Annotated in this window: 21 protein-coding genes; 13 read left to right on the forward strand and 8 right to left on the reverse strand. The window is 65.7% G+C overall.

What is annotated here, in order from left to right:
- Positions 1–42 precede the first annotated feature (42 nt).
- Positions 43–882 carry an arylamine N-acetyltransferase gene (locus QZ853_RS07815; protein WP_295571797.1) on the reverse strand — a complete coding sequence of 280 codons (840 nt, stop codon included), beginning with the start codon at positions 880–882 and terminating at the stop codon, positions 43–45.
- Positions 883–1085: 203 nt separating this feature from the next.
- On the opposite strand from QZ853_RS07815, the gene QZ853_RS07820 reads away from it, so the two are divergent.
- Positions 1086–3626 carry a methyl-accepting chemotaxis protein gene (locus QZ853_RS07820; protein WP_295571799.1) on the forward strand — a complete coding sequence of 847 codons (2541 nt, stop codon included), beginning with the start codon at positions 1086–1088 and terminating at the stop codon, positions 3624–3626.
- A gap of 46 nt (positions 3627–3672) precedes the next feature.
- On the opposite strand, the gene QZ853_RS07825 is transcribed toward QZ853_RS07820, so the two are convergent.
- The 3 genes from QZ853_RS07825 to QZ853_RS07835 all read right to left on the reverse strand — a co-directional run bounded on the left by QZ853_RS07825 (position 3673) and on the right by QZ853_RS07835 (position 8292).
- Positions 3673–6189 (reverse strand): sulfite reductase flavoprotein subunit alpha, encoded by a 2517-nt coding sequence (locus QZ853_RS07825; protein WP_295571801.1) that lies wholly within the window; start codon positions 6187–6189, stop codon positions 3673–3675.
- Between the two features lie 122 nt (positions 6190–6311).
- Positions 6312–7016, reverse strand: coding sequence for an ABC transporter ATP-binding protein (locus QZ853_RS07830; protein WP_295571803.1), 705 nt, complete (start codon positions 7014–7016; stop codon positions 6312–6314).
- Between the two features lie 25 nt (positions 7017–7041).
- Positions 7042–8292, reverse strand: a complete 1251-nt coding sequence (locus QZ853_RS07835; protein ID WP_295571805.1) for an HlyD family efflux transporter periplasmic adaptor subunit — start codon at positions 8290–8292, stop codon at positions 7042–7044.
- Positions 8293–8561: 269 nt separating this feature from the next.
- Here QZ853_RS07835 and QZ853_RS07840 point away from each other — a divergent pair, with 269 nt between their 5' ends.
- The 10 genes from QZ853_RS07840 to QZ853_RS07885 all read left to right on the forward strand — a co-directional run bounded on the left by QZ853_RS07840 (position 8562) and on the right by QZ853_RS07885 (position 18983).
- Positions 8562–11009 (forward strand): ABC transporter permease, encoded by a 2448-nt coding sequence (locus QZ853_RS07840; protein WP_295571807.1) that lies wholly within the window; start codon positions 8562–8564, stop codon positions 11007–11009.
- A gap of 59 nt (positions 11010–11068) precedes the next feature.
- Entirely contained in the window at positions 11069–11935 is an 867-nt protein-coding gene (locus QZ853_RS07845) for a 2OG-Fe(II) oxygenase (RefSeq protein WP_295571809.1), read from the forward strand.
- Positions 11922–13055: a hypothetical protein gene (locus QZ853_RS07850; protein ID WP_295571811.1), complete on the forward strand. Its 1134-nt coding sequence runs from the start codon at positions 11922–11924 to the stop codon at positions 13053–13055. Before QZ853_RS07845 ends, QZ853_RS07850 begins: the two co-directional genes overlap by 14 nt.
- A gap of 47 nt (positions 13056–13102) precedes the next feature.
- A complete protein-coding gene (locus QZ853_RS07855; RefSeq protein ID WP_295571813.1) occupies positions 13103–13252 on the forward strand; it encodes a hypothetical protein in 150 nt (49 codons plus the stop codon).
- Positions 13253–13348: 96 nt separating this feature from the next.
- The gene (locus QZ853_RS07860; RefSeq protein ID WP_295571814.1) at positions 13349–14521 is read left to right on the forward strand and encodes a radical SAM protein; all 1173 of its coding nucleotides are present in this window, start codon (positions 13349–13351) and stop codon (positions 14519–14521) included.
- A complete protein-coding gene (locus QZ853_RS07865) occupies positions 14518–15033 on the forward strand; it encodes a hypothetical protein (RefSeq protein ID WP_295571816.1) in 516 nt (171 codons plus the stop codon). Before QZ853_RS07860 ends, QZ853_RS07865 begins: the two co-directional genes overlap by 4 nt.
- Positions 15030–17165: a peptidase domain-containing ABC transporter gene (locus QZ853_RS07870; RefSeq protein ID WP_295571818.1), complete on the forward strand. Its 2136-nt coding sequence runs from the start codon at positions 15030–15032 to the stop codon at positions 17163–17165. Before QZ853_RS07865 ends, QZ853_RS07870 begins: the two co-directional genes overlap by 4 nt.
- A gap of 60 nt (positions 17166–17225) precedes the next feature.
- Positions 17226–17843: a 2OG-Fe(II) oxygenase gene (locus QZ853_RS07875; protein WP_295571820.1), complete on the forward strand. Its 618-nt coding sequence runs from the start codon at positions 17226–17228 to the stop codon at positions 17841–17843.
- On the forward strand, positions 17833–18372 hold the full coding sequence (locus QZ853_RS07880) for a DUF6817 domain-containing protein (protein ID WP_295571822.1): 540 nt from the start codon (positions 17833–17835) through the stop codon (positions 18370–18372). Before QZ853_RS07875 ends, QZ853_RS07880 begins: the two co-directional genes overlap by 11 nt.
- Positions 18369–18983, forward strand: a complete 615-nt coding sequence (locus tag QZ853_RS07885) for a hypothetical protein (protein ID WP_295571823.1) — start codon at positions 18369–18371, stop codon at positions 18981–18983. Before QZ853_RS07880 ends, QZ853_RS07885 begins: the two co-directional genes overlap by 4 nt.
- On the opposite strand, the gene QZ853_RS07890 is transcribed toward QZ853_RS07885, so the two are convergent.
- The 4 genes from QZ853_RS07890 to QZ853_RS07905 form a co-directional block, all read right to left on the reverse strand.
- Positions 18984–19562, reverse strand: coding sequence for a TlpA disulfide reductase family protein (locus tag QZ853_RS07890; RefSeq protein ID WP_295571825.1), 579 nt, complete (start codon positions 19560–19562; stop codon positions 18984–18986). It lies immediately after the preceding gene.
- Positions 19559–21943, reverse strand: a complete 2385-nt coding sequence (locus tag QZ853_RS07895; RefSeq protein WP_295571827.1) for a protein-disulfide reductase DsbD domain-containing protein — start codon at positions 21941–21943, stop codon at positions 19559–19561. The genes QZ853_RS07890 and QZ853_RS07895 overlap by 4 nt, the downstream gene beginning before the upstream one ends.
- The gene (cutA, locus tag QZ853_RS07900) at positions 21940–22278 is read right to left on the reverse strand and encodes a divalent-cation tolerance protein CutA (RefSeq protein WP_295571829.1); all 339 of its coding nucleotides are present in this window, start codon (positions 22276–22278) and stop codon (positions 21940–21942) included. The genes QZ853_RS07895 and cutA overlap by 4 nt, the downstream gene beginning before the upstream one ends.
- Positions 22279–22350: 72 nt before the next feature.
- On the reverse strand, positions 22351–24141 hold the full coding sequence (locus tag QZ853_RS07905; RefSeq protein WP_295571831.1) for an endonuclease: 1791 nt from the start codon (positions 24139–24141) through the stop codon (positions 22351–22353).
- Between the two features lie 351 nt (positions 24142–24492).
- Here QZ853_RS07905 and QZ853_RS07910 point away from each other — a divergent pair, with 351 nt between their 5' ends.
- Both QZ853_RS07910 and groL read left to right on the forward strand, forming a co-directional pair.
- Entirely contained in the window at positions 24493–24780 is a 288-nt protein-coding gene (locus tag QZ853_RS07910; RefSeq protein WP_295571833.1) for a co-chaperone GroES, read from the forward strand.
- 81 nt (positions 24781–24861) lie between these two features.
- Positions 24862–26511, forward strand: a complete 1650-nt coding sequence (gene groL / locus QZ853_RS07915; RefSeq protein WP_295571835.1) for a chaperonin GroEL — start codon at positions 24862–24864, stop codon at positions 26509–26511.
- The last annotated feature ends 75 nt before the right edge of the window (positions 26512–26586 follow it).

The raw sequence follows: 26586 nt of genomic DNA on the forward strand, positions 1-26586 counted from the left end.
TGGTGCTGACCCGGTCGCCCTCAGCCGGGCGTGGGCTCGGCTCTACAAGATCGAGGCACGCGAGCGCTGCAGCCAATCACTGATGGCCGGGTCCAGCCGCGGGTCGTCCGGCAGTTGCAGGCCAAAACGCAGCTGCAGGACCTCGCGCACATCGCCGACATCGTGCAGCGGGCGCTTGTCCGGCGCCTGCCCGCGGCGGTACTCGGTGTAGTTGCCGCTGCCGATGGTGCGGCGCCAGTCCGGTCCAGTCAAAGAGGCACGCAGCTGGCCGGGGAAGCTCGAATCCGGATGCGTGCACACGTACCAGTTGCCCACCACGTTGTCGATCGGCGCCGGTGCCTGCAGATCGAAACGGTACATCGCGCGCCAGCCGTCTCCGGATTCGGCTGACAGCACGAAGTCGCCCTCCTCGGGCAGGCGTTGCAGGAGATAGCGCTCGTGCGGAGTGGCCTGCGGTGCGGTGTCGTGCAGGCGCAGCGGCACGGTCGGGGTGAGGCTACCGAAGCCGGCATCCACCAGCCAGTCGTCGCCTTCCAGATGCACCCGCAACAGCAGATGGGTGCGGGCAGTCAGCTCGCCGTCCTGCGCGGCCAGCAGCACGCGTGCGCTCAGCGGCTGTGCATCGAAGCCGAGCGCCTGCAACAGGCCCAGCAGGCCGCCATTGAGTTCGAAACAGTAGCCACCCCGGCGCTCGCCGAGCAGCTTGCGCTGCACGCTGCCCAGGTCGATCGGCACCGCGTCGCGCAGCAGGCAGCTGAGTGTCTCGAACGGCAGCAGCGCGTTGTGTCGCTGCTGCAGCAGGGTCAAGCCAGCCAGGGTCAGCGGTGGCGGTGCATCCAGCTGCAGGCGTTGCAGATAGCGGGGGACGTCGAGCGCAGTCATGGCGGCACCGGGCAGGGGAGGGAGGTCCACTGTGCGCCCCCAACCGGGGTTGAGGTCAAGCACGGCGACGGTGTCATGCCGCCGTCGCCTGTGCCCGGTACAAAGGCCGCGTCCGCACGCAAATGGCCAGATCTATCGAAAAGAGTCCTAAAGTTTCATCAGCTACGGCCGATACAGGTGCGTCCTTCCGCCTGGAGTCTGTCATGTTGGCCGTCGTTCCCCACCTTCGGTCCCTGCGCACGCGTCTTGCCGCGTTGCGTTCGGTGTCCCCCGGCCTGTTGCTGTGGCTGCAGCCGCACCGCCTCAGCGTGGCCAACAAGCTCAAGGCGACCCTGTGGGTCTGCGGCCTGGGCCTGGTCACGATTGCTGCCGTGTATGCCTGGACCGGACACAACAACGCCCAGGCCGCGCGCAACCAGGCCAGCTACCAGCATGGCAGCGACCTGGCGGCCCGGCTGGCCACCCGGGTGGCCGAAGCGCGTCGCCTGCAGAGCCAGTATGCACGCAGTTTCGATGATGCCGACCGCGCGCAGCTGCTGACGGTGCAGAAAGCGCTTCAGGCCGACCTGCAGGCACTGCGCGCGATGCCGATGGACGACGGCCGGCGCAAGTCGCTGCAGGCACTGACCGAAGCTGCCGATGCGTTCTCGCAGGGCGTGGCCGCGCTGTTCGAGCGCGTCGACGAAATGGGCCGAGGTGAGGCAGGCCTTGCCGCGCAGCTGCAGCAGGCCGCCGACAGCCTGCAGGCACAGGTGGATGCGCTGCAGCGGCCGTTGTTGGCGCTGTATCTTCAGAAGATGCGCCGCCAGGAAGCGTTGCTGCTGCTCGACGGTGATTCCGCGCACGCCGACCGTGCAAGCGAGGAAAAACTACCGTTCGATCTCGCGCTGGCCGGCTTGCCCACCGAGGTGCGGGAGACGCTGCGCGAGGGCATGGAGCGCTACCAGGCCGCGTTGCTCGGTTACACCGCCGCGCGCGTCGGCCTGGACGTGGAGGCGCAGTCACTGCTGGATACCGCTGCCGGCGTCGCGCCGGCGCTGGCCGCATTCCAGCAGGCCCAGGTTTCCGCGCTGGGCAATGCGCAGGCGCGCCAGGATGCCGGCGCGCGCACCATGAGCATACTGTTCGCACTGACCCTGCTGCTGGTGGCCGGTGTGCTGATCACCAGCCTGGTGCTGGCACTGCGCGCGGTGCGCCAGCCGATCCAGGACACCCTGCGTTTTGCCGGCGACATCGCCGACGACCGCCTGGACACCACCCTGCGTATCCATAATGCCAACGATGAGATCGGCCAGCTCGCCCAGCGCCTGGTCGAGATGCAGCAGCGCCTGCGCGCACGCATCGAGACCGAGCGTGCGCTGGCACGCGGCAACACGCGGGTGCGCCAGGCGCTGGACAGCGCGCAGACCGGGCTGATGGTGATCGATGCCGAAGGACATGTCGCCTACGCGAACCCGGCGCTGCTGCACCAGCTGGAGTTGCAGCATGAGGATCTGCTGGGCAGTGAAGCGGCGCACCTGCATCCGGCGCTGGCCAGCCTGGCAGGCGTACGCCAGCGCGAGCAGCGCGAGATCGGCCATGCCGGCGTGCGCTATCAGCTGATCGCCAATGCCATTGTCGATGAAGCGCAGTTCCTCGGCGTGGCGGTGGAATGGCGCAGCCGCGCGCTGGAAACCCTGCTGGAAACCGAGGTGGCGGCGCTGGTCGATGCCGCCGCACACGGCGACCTGCACGGTCGCATCGTGCTGGAAGGAAAACAGGGCTTCGTGCGCACGCTGTCGACCAGCATCAATCGCCTGTTGGCGACCTTTGAAACCAACCTTGGCGACCTGCAGGCACTGCTGGCCGCGCTCGCCCGCGGTGACCTCAGCGTTCGCATGGAGGGTGAGCTGCAGGGTGTGTTCGCGCGCATGCGCGACGATGCCAATGCGACGGTCGCGCAGCTGGGCCGCATCGTCACCCGCATCCAGCAGGCCACCTCCAGTCTCGATACCGGTGTTGGCGAGATTGTCGCCGGCCATCACGACCTGTCGCAGCGCACGGAGCAACAGGCGGCCAACCTGGAAGAAACCGCCGCATCAATGCATGAGCTGACCGACACCGTTGGCCGCAATGCGGATGCTGCAGGGCGTGCTGACGCGCTGGTCAAGGGTGCCGCCGCGGTGGCGCAGCGCGGCGGTGAGGCGGTCGGCCAGGTGGTGGCGACGATGCAGGGCATCAGCGAGGCGTCGTGCCGGATTGGCGATATCACCCAGCTGATTGATGGCATCGCGTTCCAGACCAACATCCTTGCGCTTAACGCAGCCGTGGAGGCCGCGCGTGCGGGCGAGCAGGGCCGCAGCTTCGCGGTGGTGGCCGCGGAGGTGCGCCTGCTTGCGCAGCGCAGTGCCGAGGCCGCCAGGCAGATCAAGGGCCTGATCGAGGATTCGGTGGCGCGGGTCGGCCAGGGCAGCCAGCAGGCCGAACAGGCAGGTACCACGATGGGCGAGATCGTCGGCAGTGTGCAGCAGCTGGCTGATCTGCTGGCCGGTATCCGCAGCGCATCGCAGGATCAGCATGCCGGCATCGCACAGGTGAACCAGACCATCGTGCAGATGGAAGCCAGCACCCAGCGCAACGCCAGCCTGGTGGAAGAGGCCGGTGCATCGACCGCGCAGATGCAGGCGCAGGTGCATGCGCTGGCGGAAGCCGTTGGCGCATTCCGGTTGCAGGCGGTGCCACGGGCGCACGCTGCGGCGGCCTGACCTTGCCTGGGTAGTGCCGGCCAGCGGCCGGCACTACCGGAGAAGCTCAATACACGTCACGGCGGTAGCGGCCGTTCTCCAGCAGTGTTTCCACCGTCTCATAACCGAGCGCTTCGCGCAGCACCTGGTCTACGCCTTCGGCCATGCCCTGCAGCGAACCGCAGACGTGGATCACCGCGCCGCGCCGCATCCAGTCACGCAGCGCATCGGCGGCCGCGCGCAGGCGATCCTGTACATAGCCGCCGTCGCCATCGCGCGAGAACGCCAGGTCCACGCGCGCGAGATGGCCGTCGGACTGCCAGGCCTGGATCTCGTCGGCGAACAGGAAATCCTGGGCGCGCTGGCGTTCGCCGAACAGCAGCCAGTGCCCATGCTCGCCCGCGTGCGCCGCTTCGCGCAGCAGGCTGCGCAGGCCGGCGATGCCGGTGCCATTACCGATCAGCACCATCGGTGCGCCAGTCACGCGATGGAAACCGGGGTTGCGGTGTATGCGGGCGGCGATGCTGGCGCCCACCGGCGCGTGCAGCGACAGCCAACCCGACCCGAGCCCGGCGCGGCCCGCGTCGTCGTGCACCAGCCGAACCACCAGTTCCACTGCGCCATCATCGGCACAGGACGCGATGGAGTATTCGCGACCGGGCAGCATCGGCAGCCCCGCCAGCCACAGGCACGCATCCTGTACCGGCAGCGCGGCATCGGCATTGGGCAGTTCACGCTCGCTGGCCAAGGACAGCAGCGTACGCGTGGCGCCGTCCATCAGCAGCGGCTGCAGCGGATCCAGCCCGTGCGCCCTCAACACCCCGCTGGCATGCCGTGCGCTGTGGCGGGGCGCGAGATACAGGATGTCCCCTGCCTGCCACTGCGCCTCGGCCGGGGCGGCAAGACGGACGCGCCAGATCGCGCCGCCGACGCTGCCCGGATTGAGGCGTTCGCGGCCGAGCAGGCGCCAGTCGTGCAGCTGTGTGGCCGACGGCAACAGGCTGTCATCGGTGGCGATGCCGGTCAGCGCGCCCAGCTGCTGCTGCCACTGGCGCAGCGCGGGCAGCGAGGCGGCGTCGACGTCGATGCGCTCGAACAGTGCCTGCGCACCGCAGCCCAGCAACCAGCCATCGAACTGGCGACCAAAGCCGCAGTAATGCGGGTACTGGCGGTCACCCAGCGCCAGCAGGCCGAACTGCAGGCCCGACAGGTCCAGCCGTTGCGCAAGCAGTTGGCGCGATGCCCGTCGAGCGGCGTCCGGTGGCTCCCCATCGCCGAACGTGCTCAGTACGAACAGCACGCGTGCCGTGCCACGCAGCTGCGCGGCGTCGACGCGGGCCAGCGGCAGCACGTGCACCGCATGGCCGGCGGCCTGCAGCTGTGCAGCGGCACGCCAGGCCAGTTGCTCGCCCAGCCCGCTCTGGCTGGCGTGGACCACCCGCCACGGCGTACCGTGTCCCTCCGCGGCCGGCAGCGACTGGCGCAGGCCACGCGCGGCGCGCTGGCTGCGGCGGCGGTCCAGGTACAGCATCCAGCCGGTGATGAAGAACAGGCTCATGCCCAGGCTGCTGAGCATCACCACCACGCGCCCCGGCACGCCGAAGTAGCTGCCCGAATGCAGCGCGAACACGCTGGTGGCCAGCTGTCCGCCGGCACCTTGGCGTGCGTAGGGGCGGGCGTCGAGAACCGCGCCACTGGCCGGGTCCAGCTGCAGCAGGTCGTGGGCGCGATCGTGGTGGCCGCCACGCTGCGAAGGATCGCCTGCCATCACCCGTACATTGAGCGGCTGGCCCGGCTTCTCCGGCAGGCGCAGGTCGATGAAGCCGGTGCGCACGCCCGGCAGCGCGTACAGCGTGGTTTCGACGCGACGCAGATCCAGCGCCGCATCGGTGGCAACCTTGTGCTTGGCCGCCGGTGCAACGCCCAGCAGGGTGTTGGCGGCGCTGCGGTACCCGTCGAACGACCACCACAGGCCGGTCAGCGCACTCATCAGGTAGATCAACAGCACCCAGGTGCCGATCACCGAGTGCAGGCTCCACAGGAAGCTGCGGCCGCTGCGCTTCCACTCCACCGCCAACCAGCTGCGCCAGTGCCACCAGCGCCGCGGCCAGCGCAGATACAGGCCGGACAGGGTGAAGAACAGCAGCGCGATCGCACAGCTGCCGGTGATCCATTTGCCGCGCTCGCCGGCGGCGAGGTGGCGATGCAGGTCTTCGACGAAATCGAAGAAGGTCTGCCCGCGCAGGACACTGAAGCGTTCGCCGCTGTAGGGGTCGAAGTACACCCAGTGTTGTTTGCCGCCGGCGAAGCGCGCGACCGACGGCCGTTGCCCGGTGGCGTCGACGCGCAGGCGCTGCAGCGGGCGCTCGCTGCCGGCCTGGAGTAGCGGCACCAGTTCAGTGAGCGCCAGTGGATGCTGGCCTTCGGCGTGGTGTTCGGCAATCTCGGCGAAGCCGGGGTTGGCGGCACGCAGCAGTTCGTCCTCGAAGGACAGGACCGCGCCGCTGAGGCCCATCACGGCCAGGACGGCACCGGCGGTGATGCCCAGCAGCCAGTGCAGTTGGAACAGGACGTTCTTGAACATCGAAGGAGAGGGGCCCGGGAGGCTGCCGCCCGCATCCTGCGCAACAGCAAATGAGAATTAGTCGCGGAATTCTCGGTGGGCCTTTGCGTGGCGTCAAGTTCGTGACGGAGCAGGGGCGCAAATCAGGTAGGCGTGGCGAGGTGCCGCTCGCTGATCCGGCCATCCAGCATGAACACTTCACGGTCCGCGCGGGCAGAGTACCGGGGATCATGGGTCACCATGCAGATCGTCGCGCCGCCGGCATGAAGCTCCTCCAGCAACTGCATGACCGACTCGCCGTTGCGGGAATCCAGATTGCCGGTGGGCTCATCCGCGAGCAGCAGGGCCGGGCTACCAACAAGCGCGCGCGCGATCGCCACGCGCTGCTGCTGGCCACCTGACAGCTGTGCAGGGAAATGCGCGCTGCGGTGCTCCATGCTCACCCGCGCGAGCGCGGCGAGGGCAAGACCGCGACGCTCCGAGCGGGGAATATCGCGTCGATACGTCAGTGGTACTTCGACATTCTCGACGATGCTCAGGTCGCCAATGAGGTTGAACGCCTGGAACACAAAGCCGATCTGGCGGCTGCGCAGGTGCGCGCGGGTGAGGTCATCCAGCGTCGACACGGCTACCCCGTCCAGCAGGTACTCGCCGGACGTCGGCACATCCAGGGTTCCAAGGATCGACATCAACGTCGACTTTCCGCAGCCGGAAGGCCCTGTGATGCTGACGAACTCACCGCGGTCGACATGGAAGTCCACATCACTGAGCGCGTTGGTCTCCACTTCCTCGGTGAGGAACACCTTGCAGATGCTCCGCAACTGGAGCAGCGGGGTTGGGGCTTGCATGCCGTCTCCAATGCAATGACGGTTGTCAGTTGATCGAGACCTTGTCGACCTCGGAAAAATCACTCATGTCCGACAGAATCAGCCGATCGCCTTTCTCAAGCCCGCCCAGCACCTGAATCTCGTCCACTGAATCCTTGCCGAAGCGCGCCTCCACCCGTGCGGCGTTGCCTTCGCTGGTCATGCGGAACACAGGACTCGTGCTGCCGGCGTGGACGCTGACGGGTCGCTTGACGAACAACGCATCGGCGAGCCTTTCGGTGACAATCGAGCCATCGACCGACTGTTCCGCGCGTGAACCGGGCGGCAGTGCTTCGCTGAGGTCGATCTCAGCCAAGATCGCACCTTTCTCCACGGCAGGATTGACCCGCCGCACACTGCCCTTGACGTGCGCGCGGCCTATTTCCAGCACCGCCGGCTGCCCTGCGGCAAGGTCGGACGCCTGCGATTCGGGGATGCGCAACTCGGCGATAAGTTCGCCTGGCTTTGCCACGCGCGCTACGTTTGCCCCGGCCGTAACCCGCTGCCCCTCCTCGACGCTGATCTGCTGCACCACGCCGTCCATGCCCGCCTTTACCCGCAGGGCATCCGCCTCGGACTGGCGCAATGCCCGGGTGCTGGCAAGCTGGTCCAGACGCGTGCGGCTGGCGGACAGCTGTGCCGCAAGGTTGGCCTCCGACTGCCTGACCCTCTGCTGTGCGATGGCAACGTTCTGCTCGAACTGCTTGAGCTTGATGGCGATCTTCTTGTAGTCGACTTCGGCAAGTACGCCCTTGTCCAAGGCGCGTCGCGCTGCCTGTTCCTCCACCTGCAGCGAATCGCGCTCACCCATCGTACTGGCCAGCTCCGCCTTCAGCTGAAGCGCGTCAGCCTGCAGCCGTGCCTGAAGTGCGCTGTGATCGCCTTGCGCTGCAGCGTGCTCTGCATTCGCAGCAAGAAGCCGATCAACCACTTCAGGATTGCTCATCTCGATGATTTCCGTATCGGCCTTGACCGTCGCGCCGGGCTTGACCAGCAGCCGCTCGACGCTGGCATCGGTACTGGCGATCACCCAACGCATCTGGCTGGACACCAGTTTTCCGGGGCCACGCACCGTGCGAACAAACTCACCTTGGCGCACGCTGTCAAAGACAAGATCGGAGCGGCGCACGGAAGGGGACGCGGCATTGAGTGCCACCGCACCGGCAACGATGCCGACCAGAATCACACCGGAGACCGCGGAAATAATCAGCCTGCGTTTGCGCTTCCGCTGCTTCAGTTCGGGCCGTGCGATATCCATATACGCTTGGGCAACGTCGCGATTGATGTGAGGAATTCAGTGTTGACAGAGCGACTACATCGTGTCAAGTATTGACCGCGCCTTGATGCAAGGCGCGAACATGCAGTTCATACCGAGATCAATTGTGAAGCGGCGACGAAACGTGTTTCGTGCCGAACACGGCGAACCAGGGATGGGATTGAATGTGAATGGATGCACCGCCGCATTGATGCAACTGTGCCTTTCGCGCCAGCGTCGCCAAACACACTGCCTGGCAATGGTCGCGCATAGTGATTCCTGACGATCTCCAGGTCGTACTCCGGAGGCTCAACCGCAGCCGGGGATCGGCCCTGACAATCGCGGGCCTGCTTGCGCTTGTGATGGCCATCAATTCCTGCGTGTTCGCGGTGGCCTACAGCATGATGTGGAAGCCGTTGCCATACCCGGCGCAGGACAAGCTGGTGCGGCTGACCATGCATGCCACCAAGATGGGCATGGATCTTGACTGGTCGATTCCCTACCTGGATACGATCCAGCGCGGCAGCCAGCAGTTCTCCGCAGTGGCGGGCTATCAGTCACGCGAACTGGTTCGCGCGGATAGCGCCGGCAACGTCGTTGGCACTGTCCAGGCAGTCCTTGCAGAGCCCCAGCTGTTCCCGATGCTGGGCGCGCGCGCGGAAGCGGGGCGTCTATTCTCGGGTGATGACGCTCGACCCGGAGCGGAACCGGTTGCACTGGTCAGCACGGCCCTGTGGAAGTCCGAGTTCGGCGGCAACCCTGCAACCCTCAACCAGAAACTGTGGCTGGGCGGTGTTGGCTACCGCATCGTAGGGGTGCTGCCGACGTCGTTCTCGTTCCCCCAGCGTGACGTCCGCATCTGGTTGCCGCTGGGCTTCACTGAAGAACAGACCGCCATGTCGAACGCGGGCTCCTTCGGCAATCTTGCGGCGATTGCCAGGCTGACCGGTACGACCGACGCGAACGCAGCCCGCACCGGAATCAAGGCGCTGGTCGGCGCGCAGCCGACGCTGGCTGCGATCAGCGAGCAGATCGGCCTGAAGATCGGCGTAGAGCCCCTGCGCAACATCTGGCTGCAGGACCGCAGCACGACATTGATTTCAATGATGGGCGCGGGATTGCTGGTGTTCGCGGTCACGCTTGCCAATGTCTACAACCTGTTCGTCTTGCGGCTGCTGCGCCGGCGGCAGGAGTTTGCGGTCTTGGAGGCGGTTGGCGCGACGCGCGCGCAGCGCCGGCGGCAGATCGCACTGGAGTGCCTAGTACTGGTGATGACTGCGTCCGTGTTGGCGGTGGTGCTGATGCCGCTGGGGCTGACCGTGCTGCAGCACTTCGACGTGATGCCCAAGGGCATGCCACAGTCGATTGGCCTGGATGCGGCCACCACCCTGGCGCTGCTGGGCATGGGAGCGGCGGCGATGATGGTTCTGGCGTCGACCGCCAGTGTCATCCGTGCGCAGAGCGTCTATGAGGTGCTGCGGCAGACGGGCAACGGCCAGACTGCGAGCGCATCGGTCAATCGCATACGCCACGTGCTGGTGACGGCCCAGATTGCGATGACCTTCGTGCTCCTGTTCGGAACGACCCTGCTGGTCCGAAGCTCCGGCCAGCTGCTGGCCGAAGACGTGGGCTTCCGTCGCGATGGCCAAGTGATCGCGACGCTGCAGTCTTCAGATGTCGATCCCGACGCAGATGCATCCACGCTGCAGGCCAACGTGCAGGACTGGGTGCAGCGCGTGCAGTCGCTGCCCGGCGTGCGTCACGTTGCATTGAGCTCGTCGGCGCCATTCAGCCGCAACGTCACCCTGGAAAACTTCGCAGTAGCCGGGTCCTCGCCGGAAGGGCGGGGCGGTCTTCCCAAAGCGTATCTTGCCCATGTAAGTGCGGATCTCCCCGCGGCATTGGGCCTACGCATCCTGCGTGGCCGCAGTTTCAGCAGTGCCGAGGTGCAACAGCGCGCCCCTGTGGCCTTGATCGACGATGCGCTGGCCCAACGCTACTTCCCGGGCAGTGACCCACAAGGCCGCAGCCTGCGGGTAGCGGGCGAGGAGGGCGGGCTGACAGATCGCGTGATCGTGGGCGTAGTGGCGCGGGCCCGGCAGCGCAGCCTGCAACAGCCCGATGAGTATCCTTCCATCTACCTGCCTGCCGCCGTTCCGCTGCTGCTGCCAGGGTCATCGCAGGACTCGGCGGAAGTAGTGATCCGCGGCCAGAATCCGCAGAAGCTTGCGGTGACGCTGCAGCGCCAACTCAAGCAATCAGGGCTTCCTTTGCGGCTGACCCAGGTCATGACCATGCAGCAGCGGATCGAGGAAACCATCGTCGATCAGCTGCGGCTCAACGCCCTGCTGCGCATTCTCAGTGCGATCACGCTGTTGCTGACGGCGGTGGGGCTGTACGCATTGTTGGCTCATTCGGTGACGATGCGGCAGCGCGAGTTTGGCGTTCGCCAGGCCTTGGGTGCGAGCCAGCAGGACATTCTGGTGGGCGTACTGCGCCAGGGCCTGCGCATGCTGGGCCATGCCTTCCTGCTGGCGCTGCCACCGGCACTGTTGCTCGGGGCGCTATTGAAGTCGCAGCTGCACAATGTTTCCTCCATGGATCCCACGTCATTGCTCGGCGTGGCCCTGATGCTGCTGGTGGTGGGTCTGGTCGCCAATGCGTGGCCGGCCTACAAGGCATCTTTGGTCAAGCCGATGTCCGCACTTCGGTCGGAGTAGTCCCTCGATTCATCTGTTTCCAGCGGCAGGCTGGTGAACGCACAAGGAGACGCAGCGGTATGGATACGCCACAGCTCGCTCAATCCGTCATACGCACCTGGCTTGAATCGGGCCTGTCGCGTGAAGCTGTTGTGGCAAGGTTCCATGCCATGGGATGGCACCCGCAATGCGTCACCCATGCGTTGGAGCAGGCGGAGTCCGAGTCGGATGCACCGCCGGGTCGGGAGCGTGCAGGGGCGGCCCGGGAGATGCCTTGGCTGGATCTCGATGCGCTGCCCACCGAACTGCATCTGCAGGACCGCCGCATACGCGTTCAGGCGCGGCTGCGACGACCCGATCTGTGCGTGTTCTCCAATTTCCTGGACACAGACGAATGCGATGCGCTCATTGCCCTCGCGCGGCCAGGGCTTCGTCGCTCGCTGGTCAATGCGGGGGAAGTCTCGGGCAACGGCGCCCGCGTCGTTTCCTACGCACGTACCAGTGAGCAGGTGTGGATTCCCCCCGGCGCGTACTCGCTGGCTGATACCCTCCAGGACAGGGTCTGCCAGTTGACGCATTGGCCAGCAGCCCGCATGGAACATCTGCAGGTGGTGCGATATGGCGTGGGGGCGGACTTCTCACCGCATTACGACTATTTCGCCGAAGGCAGTCACGCCCGTCGCAGCGGTCAGCGCGTGGCGACGATCATCATGTATCTCAATACGCCCGTCGGAGGTGGCGCCACCAGCTTCCCCGACATTGAACTGGAGATCTATCCGCAGCAGGGGAACGCGCTCTACTTCGCCTATCCGGACGCCATGCCGTCGGAGCGCACTCTTCACGCTGGCGTGCCGCTGATGGAGGGCGAGAAGTGGATCGCCACGTTCTTCCTGCGCGACGTTGCATCCCTCCCGCTGCAGAACCCGGCGGCGCATGATGGAAAATGACATAGCGCGCACCTTCGCACTGCCCACGTCCACGGGTATCGACGCCGGTGCTTCCGGACAGGTCGCGCGTCTGTACTTCGAGCGCGTGCGCCAGCGCATCCTGGAGCAGCTGGACGACGCGGCGCATCGTGATCTTCGCCACGCCATGGCGGTGTTCGATCCCCCTGCTTCCTCCTGCTGGCGTCCCGCAGTGGGGTTGGCCGCCAGCATGCTGCAGCGGACTCCGGTACTGGCCGCCTTGCAGCTACTCCTGATGGACGGCGACGAACTGCCTTCACTGGATACGGCACTGGCAGAGGAAGGCGTTCTCTACATTGATGGGCGGGCCATGCAGGTGAACGCGCACCAGCAGCCTACCCGGCTGCGGGACGTTGGCGGTGTCATCCCCGCAGCGCTGCCGCCTTGCCCGTCGCCGGTTGAAGCCGAGGGCGTGGCGCTGATCGGCCCTCGCTATCTTGTCCCGCACGGTCCATCGCCGGCAGCGGTGTTTCCCGACCTGTTGCAGTCCGCACCGAATCCTTCATCGCCTGCCTCCGCCTCAAGCGAGGCGTTGCAGCAAGCGGTTGCATTGCTGGCGGCGGCGTCGCCGCACTATGCCGCGTGGGTGGCCTCGGTGGTGGATGGGCTGCTGATGACGCAGGGTCCGGCGGAGTGCGTCCTCAGCAGCCCGGCGCACCCCGGGCTGTTGGCAGTACGCGAGGGGCGCGACGTACTCGATTATCTCGAGCTGCTCGTGGTCGGTGCCTGCCAGCAGAAGATGTTCCAGCTTGCATTGCTGGGACGCTTGAGCGAACCCGGCGATGAGCAGCTTCATTATCTGGCGCACCGCCGCTGGTACACCAGCAGTCGGCGCGCACTTCTTGCCGCGCACGAGCACGTGAACGTGCTCCAGCTGCTGAATGATGTGCACGCGCTTGATCCTTCCGATGCTGAGCTTCCGCGGCGCATCGCACGCCGCTGCTTGATGTTCGACCTTGACTGCATGCTGCCGCTTGAGCGCGATCGTACGTTGACCGCGCTGGGCCGGCAGCTGTGGACCCAATTGCGTGATGCCCGCCTGGCCGGGCATCGGCAGCACGACGATGGGCGCACGCGGATGCGCCATACCAGATCTGCATGACGCAGATGCCTGTTGCCGGCTTGGGCAACATCACAAGGAGGCTTTACATGAGCAACGAAACCGAAGTGAAGGACCTGGCCAAGGCCGCGTCGGAACTCGTGCTGCGTGAACTCGACGAAATCGAGGCTCGGGACATCTTCGGTGGTGACGGCGGCTGGGTGAAGGTCGGCCCGGTCGAGCCCGCCTTGCAGGCGTGAGTGGCGTAATTCGAATCGGCTGATTCGAAGGAGGGTGGCAGCGCTGGCGCTGCCACCCTCCATGCCGTCCCACCTCTGTCGCTGGAGCAGGTCGCCATGCGCATCAACGCCCTGTACGTGATCATCAAACTGGTGGAGCGCTGCAACCTGAAGTGCTCCTACTGCTACTACTACACTCCCGAGAACGCCGAGGTCTACCAGCGTCCATCCCTGATGTCGGACACCTGCCTCGATGACCTGATAGGTTACGTCCAGCAGGCGTTGCTGCAGGCGCCTGTACGCCGCGTCGTGTTCGGGTTCCATGGCGGCGAACCAACGTTGGCCAAGGCTGCCAAGGTCAGGTCGTTCTGTACCGCAGCCCGCGAGCGGTTGGCGTCACATGTGGATGTGGATTTCACTCTGCAGACCAACGGCGTGCATCTCTCCGAAGATTGGCTGCAGCTGATTTCCGAGCAGGGTATGGGCGTGGGGATAAGCATCGATGGTGATCGCGCGCTGCATGACCGCTATCGCATCGACCACCAGGAACGCGGGTCGTACGACCGCGTCCGCACGAACCTGCATAAACTGCAATTGCTGGATCCGGCAAACCCGATCCGCCTGACTGCGCTGGCGGTAATGGGGGAAGGCTTTGACGGCCTCGCGCACTACAGGCATCTGGTGGAGGATCTCGGCATTCGACGGATCAAGTTTCTGTTTGTTGACAGCACGGCCGATTCGCCGCTGGCAGAGCCGGAACTGGAGAAACTCGGCCACGAACTCTGTGAAGTATTCGACCATTGGCTGCTGCACGATCGCAACCGGGTCAGGGTGACGTTGTTCGATACCGCTGTACGCGGCCTGTTGGCAAGCCATTACGACCGGCGGGGCACGCGGGACCGCGTGACCATGGGGTTTGCACTGTTGAGTGATGGGCGGATCCGCATCCAGGATGATTTCATGATCGCTTCGGACTGGTTCTGGAGCCAGGCCGAACTGAACGTGAGGACATCGGCGTTCACCGACTACCTGCATCAACCCCATCTGCAGCAGTTGCTCCACGAGCTTTCGCATGTCCCCAAGGCGTGCGAGGACTGCCGATTCGCCGAGTCCTGTGCGGGTGGAGAGCCGGCTCACAGATACAGCCGGGATCGAGGATTCGACAATCGTTCGGTCTACTGCGAAGCGCTGTACCGCTTCTACTCGCATGTGGAAGCCCGGTTGGGTGCCGGTAGCCGCATTCTGTCGGAGCGCAACCAACTGCCAACCATGACCACGAGTGCCATATGACGGACGCGGAGAGGTCCTTTGGAACCGGCGCCTCCACGCTGCTGCGCAAGCAGGTGTTCGACAACCCTGGCGCGGCAGATTGGCTGCGGACGGCGAGTACGCGCCGGCGTGGCGGCCTCGCCCTGGGCTTGCTTGGAACGCTCGGTGCATTGGCGCTGGGACTGGCGCTGGCAAGCATCGCCCATGTCCAGGTGCGTGACTACCAGGCGCGGGTTGAAGGGCCTGGTGCTGCCTGCGTGGACGCGCCGCGTTGCGCGCGCGTGCGGTGGATCGAGACCGGTATCGCTGAGGTGCCGGACAGGGTGCTGTTGCGGGTGCCGGGCCAAGCGCCTCGGTCGCTGCAGATACTGGCGGTCGCAGAAGGGGAAGGGAGCGAGGGCCGCCGGCTGCAGGTCCTGTGGCCAACAGAGCCGCCCGGGGCAGGCGTCTCGGCCGAGGTCAGCCTGGAGCGGCGACATTCCCTGCTGGGTTGGATGCTGCCAGTGTGGCGACGGCATGAGGAGCGGTCGTGATCGGGTCTTTGCGCGCGAGGGCGTTGCAGCGCTTCGGGCGGCGTGTACCTGTCGTTCTGCAGGCGGAAATGCTTGAGTGCGCCCATGCATGCCTCGCTATGCTGATGCAGCATCACGGCAGCGCATGGACACTGGAGAGGATGCGCTCGCGGTTCACGCCCTCGTCCCGCGGCACCAGCGTCAGTCAGACGGTGAAGATGGCCGAGGCATTGGGCCTGGATGCGCGCGTCTTCCGTGCCGAGCCGGTGCATCTTTCGCAGTTGAAGCTACCTTGCATCCTGCACTGGGATGTCGTGCATTTTGTGGTGCTTGAGCGCTGCCGCGACGGAGTCTACGAAATCATCGATCCCGCTGCAGGGCGCCTCGTCGTCAACGCCGGGGAGTTCGATCGCCGCTTTACGGGAATCGTGATCGAGGCTACGCCCGGTCTCGATTTTGGCCGGGCGCTGCCCACCAGCGACCGCTCGGCGTTGACGCTGTTGAAGGAGGGCGTGGTGCAGCGCCGCGCAGCGATTGCAGCGGTCATCGCCCTGGCGGTTGTGCTCGAACTGCTGGCATTGGTCTCCCCGCTGTTCATCCAGACCGCGACCGACGTGGTCATTCCGGCATTGGACAGCGATCTACTGTGGATGCTCATCGCTGCGTTCGCCGCCTCTGCCGTGCTGCAGACCTGTGTCGCGCTCGCGCGCTCCTGGACATTGCTGAGGCTTGGGGAAGAACTGACTGTGGGGTGGAACGCCGCGGTCTGTGGCCGGCTGCTTAGACTGCCCTATATCTTCTTCATGCGCCGATCGATCAGCGATGTGCACTCGCGATTCGCTTCGATCGAGGAGATCCAGCGCGTCGTCACCAACAAGTTCGTCGAAGGTATGCTCGATGGTGCCACTGCGCTGCTGAGCCTGGTGATCATCCTGGCCTACTCGCCGACGCTGGCCATGCTGACCTTCGGCTTCTGCCTGGTGTATGCGGTGTTCCGACTCCTTACCTTGTCACGGCTTCTGCAGGGAACAGAACGCGCGATCCATGCCCGCTCGGCACAGCAGGGTCAGCTGCTGGAGATCCTGCATGGCGTTCATTCGATCAAGGCCAACGGATACGAAGCCAACAAGCTGGCCAGGTACAACCGAAAGACGCGGGATGCCGCCCAGGCCACCGCGGCAACGCTGCGCTGGGGGGGGATGGTCGACGAGATGGGCCAGTCGATTCTGCGCCTGCACTGGATCGCCGCCGTAGGCGCCGGTGCGTGGCTGGTCATGCAGGGCAGCATCACCGCGGGAATGTTGGTGGCGTACGTCACCTACGCGTATCAGTTTTCGCTTCGCTCCACGCGCATGCTGGACCTGGTCGCGCAGTGGCGGACACTGCGCCTGCATGGCGAGCGGCTGGCCGACATCGTCACCGGTGATTGCGAGCCGGCCGGCGGCGATGGCGTGGTCACGCCCGGCCAGTGCGCGTTTGACGTACGTTCGCTGCGCTTCCGCTACAACCACGATGGCCCTTCAGTGCTGGAGGACGTCAGCTTCAGCATCAGCAACGGCGAATGCATTGCCATCACCGGTGCATCGGGAAGCGGAAAGTCCACGCTTGCCAAGGTGCTGGTGGGGTTGCTGGCGCCTGATGACGGCACCATCTGCCTGGGCGGGAAACCGTTGCAGGAGCTGCGGCGCGAGCAGTTGCGCGACACCATCGCGTGCGTCCTGCAGGACGATCAGCTGTTCAATGGCACTGTGGCCGAGAACATCGCGTTCTTCGAGCCGGGCTTCTCCCGCGAACGTGTCCAGCAGGCCGCGAAACTGGCACAGATAGACGGTGAGATCATGGCCATGCCGCTGCGCTACGACACGCGTGTGATCGACCTTGGCGCATCACTGTCCGGCGGTCAGCGACAGCGCCTTATCCTGGCGCGCGCGCTCTATCGCCAGCCACGCATCCTGATCCTGGATGAGGCCAGCAGTCATCTTGACCTGGAGAACGAACGGCTGATCAACCAGGCCATCCAGTCGCTGAGCATCACCCGGATCATCATTGCCCATCGGCCGCAGACCATCGCCATTGCAGATCGCGTTCTGGAGATGCGGCAGGGCACGCTGCACGCATGGCAGTCGCCGGATCCGCAGAGGATCACGGCGTGAGCCTGGCCTCACCCGTCTACGTATGCCCGACCGAAGCTGACAGCACAAGGAGCCTGGAAGATGTCGACGTTACTGGATGACCTCACTTCGGTGGTTGCACCTACCCTGGGTGAGGTCCGGGTCATCGAGAATGGTGTGCCACTGGAACTGCGCCGGGATATCCTGCGTCTGGTCAGGCGTCCGATCTGGGCCTATGGCTGGAAGTCGGTGAAGGACCACGATTGCTTCGGCTTCTGGCATGCGCATTTTGCCGGTGGCGACGAGGGCACAAGGGAGAGTTGCGAGGATGCGCTCGCCGCCAATCTACAGGCATCCGCGATCCATGCATTGTGGGTTCACCTGTCGACTACCGTGCTGCGTGGGCACGTGCCGCTGCGCGTATATGCCAATGGCCATACCTATGGCGTGGAAGGCTCCATTCACACCGACAGCATGGAAAGCGATGCCTTCACCACCATCTACTATGCCCACGGTGCATGGGATCCCGATTGGGCGGGCGAGACAGTTTTCTTCCCAGCTGACAGTGCCACTGCGCACGCGGTGTTGCCGGTTCCTGGCAGGCTCATCGTGTTCCGTGGCGCGACGCCGCACGTGGCGCGTTCGGTCAGCCGGCAGTGCCCGGAACTGCGTGTTTCGGTGGTCATCAAGAGTCGCCTGGTGGCTGCCGATGAGCACTGAAGCAATGCATGCGCAGCTGCGATGTGGCCTGCAGCAGCTGGGCGCTGATCGCCATCCGCACAGTGGTCGCAGTCTGCTTGATCACCTGGTCGGAACTGCTGAGCTGCTGTCCAACTGGGGGTGCGCTGCCCATGTCTGTGCAGCCGGCATGTACCACAGCATCTACGGCACCAATGGGTTCTCCACCGCATGCCAGGGAAGGGACCAACGCGAAGTGATCGTATCCTTGATCGGTGAACGTGCCGAGCGCCTCGTGTATCTGTTCGCCCTCAGCGAGCGCCCGGTTGCCTTTTTCGAGGCCGTTGGCAGCGGCTACCTGTCAAGTCGTTTCGACGGTAGCCAGCACCCGGTTGCGCTGGACGAGCTTCGCGAGCTGATCGCCATCGAGTGTGCAAACCTGATCGAGCAACATGGGCAACCCGAGCTTGTCGAAGTGCTTCTTGCACTGCCCGATGCGCAGCGCAGTGCACTTCTAGACGGCAATGTCATTGATGGAATCGAACGATCGAACGGAGGGAGCAACGCATGAGCACTGCCGCAGTAATGATCGGGGAGCGGAATGAAGCGGGCTTCGCGCAACTCGGCTATGAGGTGTGTCCGGGCATGATGTCGAAGGACATGCTGGCGCTGGCCTGGCGCTACTACCTCTCCTATGCCGGTCTTGAAGGTTACTACACCGTGAAGCCGGGCCTGAACGCAATGGATCGCTACGCGGACGCGCTTGGCGAGGCAATGCTCCCGACGGTGCAGGCGCGGATCGAGCGGGCCACGGGCCTGAAACTGCTGCCTACGTATTCCTTTGCCCGCATCTACACAACCGAGTCCCGGCTGCACAAGCATGTTGATCGTGGCGCCTGCGAAGTGAGTGCGACGATGACGGTGGGTTATCGCAACGTGGAGGAGCTGTGGCCGATACTGATCGAGTCGGAAGGCGTCGCCGTACCGGTGGCATTGGACGTCGGTGATGCGCTGATCTATCGCGGCATGACCCTGCCACATTGGCGTGAGCCACTGCCGAGTGGGCTGTGGTGCCAGCTCTTCTTCCATTTCGTGGAAGCTGGAGGCGAGATGGCAGGGTTGGCGCTGGACGGCCGTGGGCGGCTGGGCCCTCATGCCGGCGGTATGACCGAGGTAGCGTGATCAGTCAGCGTGCGCTGGCGCAGGTTCGTTGCCGGCCCAGTGCTCGATCTCGCCGTGGGCGAATGGCCCCAGCTTTGCTTTGACCATCCGCCCCTGCGCATCGAACAACACGCTGTAGGGCAGCAGGCCCTGCGCGTTGCCCAGCTGCACGCTGGCATCGCGCGGGCCCGGTGTCTCGATCACGATCGGGTATTCCACGGGTACCTGCTGCAGGAAACGGCGCACGTCCTCCGGGGTGTCCAGCGCCAGGCCCAGCACCTGCACGCCGTTGTCGCCCTGTACATGCGCGAAGCGGGCCAGTTCGGGCATCTCTTCCACGCAGGGCGCACACCAGCTGGCCCACACATTGATCAGCAGTGGGCGGGCGGCGAAGCGCTCGCGCAGGTCCAGCACACGTCCTTCAAGGTCGGGCAGGGACACCGCGGGCATCGGGTCGCCAGCCTGCAGCGAAGGCTGGGTGGGAGCGGCGGGGGGCATGACCGATGCCGCCGGGGCTGGTGTCAGCCGATGCCCGGCCCACAGGCCCAGGCCGGCGGCCAGCACCGCTGTCCACAGCAGCGCTGGCCGTTGCCACCTCATCGTGCGGTGCGCAGCAGCGCTTCCTCGACCACCGCTTGGGTCAACAGCGTCGGCAGTACAGTCGGCGGCGCGCCGGGGCCGTAAACGACGTACAGCGGCACGCCCACCGCCTTGTGCTCTTCCAGGAACGTGGTGATCTGCGGGTCGACATTGGTGTAGTCACCGCGCATGTACACCGTATTGGTTCGCTTGAGCAGTTCCTTGAACTCCGGGCGCGACAGCACCGCGCGTTCGTTGGCCTTGCAGCTCACGCACCAGTCGGCGGTCATGTTGACGAACACCACGCGGTTGTCGGCGCGCAGGCGGTCCAGCAGCTGCGGCGAGTACTCGACCACGTTGTCGCTGGCCACCTGTGCGGCACGCGCCGGTGGCGCCAGCTGGGTCACGCCCCAGGCCGGCACCAGCGCACCGATCGCCAGCAGCACGCCGAGCAGGGTCACCGCGCGCGAGCCGGTCCAGCGATTGCGCTCGAACAGCCACAGGCCGAAGGCCAGCAGCAGCAGGCCACCCAGCACCAGCGCCATGCCGTCCACGCCACGCTGCTTGCCCAGCACCCACAGCAGCCACAGCGCGGTGGCGTACATCGGGAAAGCCAGCACGTGCTTCAGCGTTTCCATCCACGGGCCCGGCTTGGGCAGGCGGCGCGCCAGTGCTGGTACGAAGCCGATCAGCAGGAACGGCAGCGCCAGGCCCAGGCCGAGGAACAGGAACACGGTCATTGCCTTCAACGGCGGGGCAATGAAGGCGTAGGCGATCGCACCGCCCATGAACGGGCCGACGCAGGCGCTGCCGACCACGCAGGCCAGCGCACCGGTGAAGAAGTCACCGGCCGGGCCGCTGCGGCTGGCCAGCGACTGGCCCAGGTTGCCGATGCCGCCGCCGAGAGTGAACACACCGGACAGGCTCATGCCTACCGCGAACATGATGTAGGCCAGCGCCGCGACCACGCCCGGATGCTGCAGCTGGAAGCCGATGCCGACGGCGTTGCCGATCGCGCGCAGGCCGACCATCAACGCACCGATCACCGCAAAGGCCACCAGCACGCCCAGCGTGTACCAGAGCGCGTGGCTGCGTGCACGCTGCGGGCTTTCGCCGCTTTGTGCCAGGCTCAGCACCTTCAGCGACAGGATCGGCAGCACGCACGGCATCAGGTTCAGCACCAGGCCGCCGGCCAGGGCCAGCAGCAGCACCCAGACGAACGAGCGGTCAGGATTCGGCGTGGTCACCGGCGGCCGCGTGCGCAGGGCGTTGTCGCCGCGCGCATCGGTGGCGAACTCATTGCCGGCGCCCTCGCTGCCTGCGGCGGCGGGCACGGCGCCGTCGTTGTTGGGCACGGTCGGCAGCAGGCGCAGCGGCGCACCGTTGGCGGCTTCGCGCGGTGCACCGGCGCTAGCGGGCAGCGGGCTGATCACTTCACTGCGCGGCGGCGCCTGGTCGGCGCGGGCGTTGACCTTGCCGGCCGGGATCGACAGCTTCACGCGCCGCGTCATCGGCGGGTAGCAGATGCCATCGGTCTGGCAGCCCTGGAAGGTCACCACCAGGGTGCTGTCGACCGCGTCGGTGACGGTGCGGCGCAGCGGCAGCGGCACTTCCACCTGGTTGAAGTACACCGAGACATCGCCGAAGTGCTCATCGCGATGCGACTGCGCGGTGGGCCAGCGAGGCGTGTCGGCCAGCACGCCGGCGCTGCCTTCCAGCTTCAGCGAGGTGCGGTCGCGGTACAGGTAGTAGCCCGGCGCTGGGCTGAAGCGCAGCAGCAGGGTGTTGCCATCGCTGGCGATGGCATCGAAGCCGAACGCCTGTTCGGACGGCAGCGGCAACGCCTGGCTGTTGCTGGCGGTGCCCGGCAGGCGCAGGCCGCCGCCGTTGCCGGCACTGGCCAGTGGATTGTTGAACGGGCTGGCCGCGCCGGCACGCGCGGCGGGTGTGGCAGCCTGGGCACCGGCACCGGGCAGGGTGACCTGCACCACGCGCTTCTGCGGCGGGTAGCAGACGCCGGCATCGGCGCAGCCCTGGTAGCGCACTTCCAGGCTGATGGTGCCGGCCGCATCGGTGGGCGTGCCGGGCAGGGTGGCCAGCAGGCGCTCACGATAGGTTTCGACCTCGCCGAAGAAATCGTCGTGGTGCTTGTTGCCCTTGGGCATCTGCAGCGCGCCGGCGTTGAACGCCGGATCGGCCTTGACGCTGGTGCGGTGGCGGTACAGGTAATAGCCCGGCGCGATCCTGAACTGCAGTTGCAGCTGGCCACGTTCGGGCGCGGTGGCGGTCAGCGCGAACGCCTGGTCCACCGGCAGCAGGTCCTTCTCATCCAGCGCGAACGCCGGCAGCGAGAGCCACAACAGGGCGCACAGGGCGGCGCCACGCGCAAACAAAGTCTTCAATCAGTGTCCTCCCGGGTCTGCGCCCGGATCCAGTCCAGATACGCCGGCAGGCCGGCCCGGGTTTCGACCGCGATGCACTCCGGGAGTTCATACGGATGCAGTTCGACGATCCGGGCGATTGCGTCATCGACGCGGCTTGCGGTGGTCTTCACCAACAGTTGCAGCTCGGCATCGGTGGTGACCTCGCCCTGCCAGCGGTAGGTCGACTGCACGCCCTCGAGGCGGGTCACGCACGCGGCCAGGCGCTCGCCGACCAGCGCGTGCGCGATGCGCTCGGCACTGGCCCGGTCCGGGCAGGTGGTCAGCAGCAGCAGGACAGGATCGACGGTCGACATAGCCGTCGAGTATAGGGCCGCCGCCGGGTCAGGGCCCGACGGCGGCAGTGGACCGCTGCGTTGCGGGGGCGGTCAGTTGGCCAGCTGGCAGGTGGCCGGCTTGGCCGAGGTGAACAGGCCCGGGGTCGCCCACTCGGGGTGGTCGATGAACGGATTGCGGTTGCCCTGGAAGCTGTAGATCACGTCATTGCGCGCTCGTTCGGCGTCATCCGGCGGGTCGGACAGGTGCCAGTCGATCAGCGTCGACAGCAGGCCCATGTAGGCCGGCGAACTGCTGGTCTTGACGATCTTGCTGCGGTCGTCGGTCAGCTCCAGGTCCGGCTCGGACTGGCCGGTGGCCGCATCCTTGCCGCCTTCATAGCGGATCGCCATGTACATCACCGCACGCGCCATGTCGCCCTTGCGCTTGCTCCACACCTCGAACGTGCCGGTGTTGCCGTCCGGCGTACGCACCCAGTTGGAATTGCCCGGATAGCCACCGCTGCCGCCGCCCTGGCCGTTGTTGGCCTCAGTGGCGCGCTCGCCGCAGCTGGCGTCGCACTTGGCGAACGGCTTGTTGCCACGGTCGGCATTCCACTGTGCATCGGTCAGGTACAGCATGTGGGTGTCGGTGTACGGCGCGTACGGCAGGCCCTTGTCGCCGGTGGTGCTGGCGAAGCCCAGCGAGTTCGGCCAGGTGTGTTCGCGGTTGTACTTCAGGCCACTGCCGCTGCCGGCACGATCGGTCACCTTGGCGTAGCTGCGGTTGCGATACGCGTCGAGGATGCGGTTCGGGTTGTTCGGGTCCTCGTCGGCAATCTCCAGGATGGTCCAGGTGCTGGTGCCCGAGCCGCTGTACGGGTAGGCGGTGTGGCCCTTGATGGTGGCGTGCAGCGAGCAGCGCAGCTGGCTCGGGCTGGAGGTGTTCACCTTGGAGTAGTAGCCGGCCGGCACGCCCGGGTTGCCGGGGTCGGGGTTGCCGCCGGCGCTGGCCACGGTGAACGCGATGCGGCTGTCGGCCGCCGGGTGCGCGCCCTGCAGGTCGGTGATGCGCGCGGCGCGGATGTCGAAGCGGCAGGCTTCACCGGCCACCAGCGCGGTGTTGGTGGACAGCTTTACGCTGCGGCCGCTGGCAGGGTGGCTCAACGGCACGCTGCCGGAGGTGCCGCAGCTCAGCGCGAAGGCGCCACTGGCTAGGTTCACCGTCTCGCTGAACACCACTTCCAGATCGGCCGCGGCCGGGAAGCTGCTGCTGCCCTGTGCCGGGGTGGTGGTGGATACCGACGGCGGCGTGTTCGGGCCCGGCGTGCCGCCACCGCTGAAGGTCTGGCCGTTGTTGCAGCTGCCGAAGGTTTGCCTGGCCGACTCGGCCCAGGTGAAGTGTGCGTACTGGCTGCCGCTGCCGGTCAGCTGCAGCGAGGTGCCCGGCGCCGTGCTGTTGGTCTCGGCCACCGGAATGTTCTGGCTGGTCATGCCGGCGGCAGGGCCACCGGAGGCGGTGATGGCACCCTCGTAGCTGAGGAACTGGACCACCTTGCCGCTGGCATCGACCAGCGCGATGCCGTCGTTCGGTCCGTTCTGGATGCCGTTGGTCGGATAGTTGACCACAGCGATACTGGCGTTGCCGCAGCCGGCGGCGGTGCCGGCAGGCACCGGGTTGTTGGCGTAGACCGTGGCGGCTGATGGATTGCTGCCGTTGTAGAGGTAGAGGCGGTAGCCGGACAGGTCCTCGCCCGCAGTAGCGACCACTTCGATCGCTTCGCCGACGTCACCGGCGGCAGTGCTGTCGTCGTAGTGCAGTTCGTTGATGAAGACCTCGGCCTGGGCCGGCGCGGCGGCCAGCGCCAGCAGGCAGGCGGCGGCAAGCGGGGACAGCAATCGCATCGACTACTCCTTGTGATTGGGAATGCGCGGCCGAGCCTAAGGCCGATCGAGTGACACTTTGTCGTAAATGAACGTCAGATATCTGACAGTGGGACATCTATCACTAAATCGCACCCCTTCCCCCCTTGGCTTGCCGCACTGCATCCCTATACAGGCGTCCACGCAGGGAGGGAGGTTTTCTGGCCCGGAGAAAAATTTCGGGATCAGCCCTTGAAAGGCCTGTGGAGGTCTCCATCTCTGTCGTGCTCCCGACTTGTCGGGCTTTTTCACGCGCGTTGCTGGCACTCGCTTGGTGTGACTGCTAACATCGCCGGACTTTTTTAGACCAATCAATAACTTAAGAGGTCTCTCATGAGCATCAAGCCGCTGCACGACCGCATTGTGGTCAAGCCGATCGAAGCCGACGAAATCTCCGCCGGTGGCATCGTCATTCCGGATTCGGCCAAGGAAAAGTCCACCAAGGGTGAAGTCGTGGCCGTCGGCCCGGGCAAGCCGCTGGACAACGGCAACGTGCGCGCGCCGTCGCTGAAGGTTGGCGACAAGGTCATCTACGGCCAGTACGCCGGCAGCTCGTACAAGAGCGAAGGCGTGGAGTACAAGGTCCTGCGCGAAGACGACGTGCTCGCCATCATCGGCTGAGCCTCGGCGCGACCTGCTTTCCTGTAAGACATCCCTTTTCGTCGCCGGGCCCGGCCCGGCGCAAACATCGAGGTAATCGCAATGGCTGCCAAGGATATTCGTTTCGGTGAAGACGCCCGTTCGCGCATGGTGCGCGGCGTCAACGTTCTCGCCAATGCCGTCAAGGCCACCCTGGGCCCGAAGGGCCGCAACGTCGTGCTGGAAAAGAGCTTCGGCGCGCCGACCATCACCAAGGACGGCGTTTCCGTCGCCAAGGAGATCGAACTGGCTGACAAGTTCGAGAACATGGGCGCACAGATGGTGAAGGAAGTCGCCTCGCGTACCAACGACGACGCCGGCGACGGCACCACCACCGCCACCGTGCTGGCCCAGGCCCTGATCCGCGAAGGCGCCAAGGCTGTGGCCGCCGGCATGAACCCGATGGACCTCAAGCGTGGCATCGACAAGGCCGTCGTGGCCGCCGTCACCGAGCTGAAGAACATCTCCAAGCCGACCGCGGACGATAAGGCGATTGCCCAGGTCGGCACCATCTCGGCCAACTCGGACGAGTCGATCGGCCAGATCATCGCCGATGCGATGAAGGAAGTCGGCAAGGAAGGCGTGATCACCGTTGAAGAAGGCTCGGGCCTGGACAATGAGCTGGACGTGGTCAAGGGCATGCAGTTCGACCGCGGCTACCTGTCCCCGTACTTCATCAACAACCAGCAGTCGCAGACCGCTGACCTGGATGATCCGTTCATCCTGCTGCACGACAAGAAGATCTCCAACGTCCGTGACCTGCTGCCGGTGCTGGAAGGCGTCGCGAAGGCCGGCAAGCCGCTGCTGATCGTTGCCGAAGAAGTCGAAGGCGAAGCGCTGGCGACCCTGGTGGTCAACACCATCCGTGGCATCGTCAAGGTCGTGGCCGTCAAGGCTCCGGGCTTCGGCGACCGTCGCAAGGCGATGCTGGAAGACATGGCCGTGCTGACCGGCGGCACCGTGATCTCCGAAGAAGTCGGCCTGTCGCTGGAAAAGGCCACCATCAAGGACCTGGGCCGCGCCAAGAAGGTGCAGGTTTCGAAGGAAAACACCACCATCATCGATGGCGTGGGTGACAAGGCTGCCGTCGACGCGCGCGTCGGCCAGATCAAGACCCAGATCCAGGACACCTCCTCCGATTACGATCGCGAGAAGCTGCAGGAACGCGTGGCCAAGCTGGCCGGCGGTGTTGCCGTGATCAAGGTCGGCGCTTCGACCGAAATCGAAATGAAGGAAAAGAAGGATCGCGTCGACGACGCCCTGCACGCCACCCGTGCAGCCGTTGAAGAAGGCGTGGTCCCGGGCGGCGGCGTTGCCCTGGTCCGTGCGGTCACCGCGCTGGCCGGCCTGAAGGGCGCCAACGAAGACCAGAACCACGGCATCCAGATCGCCCTGCGCGCGATGGAGGCCCCGCTGCGCGAAATCGTGGCCAACGCCGGTGACGAGCCGTCGGTCATCATCAACAAGGTCAAGGAAGGCACCGGCAGCTTCGGCTACAACGCCGCCACCGGCGAGTTTGGCGACATGCTGCAGTTCGGCATCCTGGACCCGACCAAGGTGACCCGTTCGGCGCTGCAGAACGCCGCCTCCATCGCTGGCCTGATGATCACCACCGAAGCCATGGTTGCCGAAGCTCCGAAGAAGGACGAGCCGGCCATGGGTGGCGCCGGTGGCATGGGCGGCATGGGTGGCATGGGCGGTATGGACTTCTAAGGTCCACGCCCCCGTCGGACGTCGCCGGCCCTGGTCGGCACGTCTCCCTGATGCAAGCAAGAACCCCGCCGCGAG

Origin of the sequence: uncultured Stenotrophomonas sp., assembly GCF_913778665.1 — a bacterium.
GTDB lineage: Bacteria > Pseudomonadota > Gammaproteobacteria > Xanthomonadales > Xanthomonadaceae > Stenotrophomonas.

Bases quoted from the DNA above. Each gene is read 5' to 3' on its own strand.
- groL (WP_295571835.1), top strand. From the start codon at position 24,862: ATGGCTGCCAAGGATATTCGTTTCGGTGAAGACGCCCGTTCGCGCATG.
- QZ853_RS07860 (WP_295571814.1), top strand. From the start codon at position 13,349: ATGCGCATCAACGCCCTGTACGTGATCATCAAACTGGTGGAGCGCTGC.
- QZ853_RS07855 (WP_295571813.1), top strand. From the start codon at position 13,103: ATGAGCAACGAAACCGAAGTGAAGGACCTGGCCAAGGCCGCGTCGGAA.
- QZ853_RS07905 (WP_295571831.1), bottom strand. From the start codon at position 24,141: ATGCGATTGCTGTCCCCGCTTGCCGCCGCCTGCCTGCTGGCGCTGGCC.
- QZ853_RS07910 (WP_295571833.1), top strand. From the start codon at position 24,493: ATGAGCATCAAGCCGCTGCACGACCGCATTGTGGTCAAGCCGATCGAA.
- cutA (WP_295571829.1), bottom strand. From the start codon at position 22,278: ATGTCGACCGTCGATCCTGTCCTGCTGCTGCTGACCACCTGCCCGGAC.
- QZ853_RS07885 (WP_295571823.1), top strand. From the start codon at position 18,369: ATGAGCACTGCCGCAGTAATGATCGGGGAGCGGAATGAAGCGGGCTTC.
- QZ853_RS07880 (WP_295571822.1), top strand. From the start codon at position 17,833: ATGAGCACTGAAGCAATGCATGCGCAGCTGCGATGTGGCCTGCAGCAG.
- QZ853_RS07875 (WP_295571820.1), top strand. From the start codon at position 17,226: ATGTCGACGTTACTGGATGACCTCACTTCGGTGGTTGCACCTACCCTG.
- QZ853_RS07845 (WP_295571809.1), top strand. From the start codon at position 11,069: ATGGATACGCCACAGCTCGCTCAATCCGTCATACGCACCTGGCTTGAA.
- QZ853_RS07865 (WP_295571816.1), top strand. From the start codon at position 14,518: ATGACGGACGCGGAGAGGTCCTTTGGAACCGGCGCCTCCACGCTGCTG.
- QZ853_RS07830 (WP_295571803.1), bottom strand. From the start codon at position 7,016: ATGCAAGCCCCAACCCCGCTGCTCCAGTTGCGGAGCATCTGCAAGGTG.
- QZ853_RS07820 (WP_295571799.1), top strand. From the start codon at position 1,086: ATGTTGGCCGTCGTTCCCCACCTTCGGTCCCTGCGCACGCGTCTTGCC.
- QZ853_RS07825 (WP_295571801.1), bottom strand. From the start codon at position 6,189: ATGTTCAAGAACGTCCTGTTCCAACTGCACTGGCTGCTGGGCATCACC.
- QZ853_RS07890 (WP_295571825.1), bottom strand. From the start codon at position 19,562: ATGAGGTGGCAACGGCCAGCGCTGCTGTGGACAGCGGTGCTGGCCGCC.
- QZ853_RS07815 (WP_295571797.1), bottom strand. From the start codon at position 882: ATGACTGCGCTCGACGTCCCCCGCTATCTGCAACGCCTGCAGCTGGAT.
- QZ853_RS07850 (WP_295571811.1), top strand. From the start codon at position 11,922: ATGATGGAAAATGACATAGCGCGCACCTTCGCACTGCCCACGTCCACG.
- QZ853_RS07835 (WP_295571805.1), bottom strand. From the start codon at position 8,292: ATGGATATCGCACGGCCCGAACTGAAGCAGCGGAAGCGCAAACGCAGG.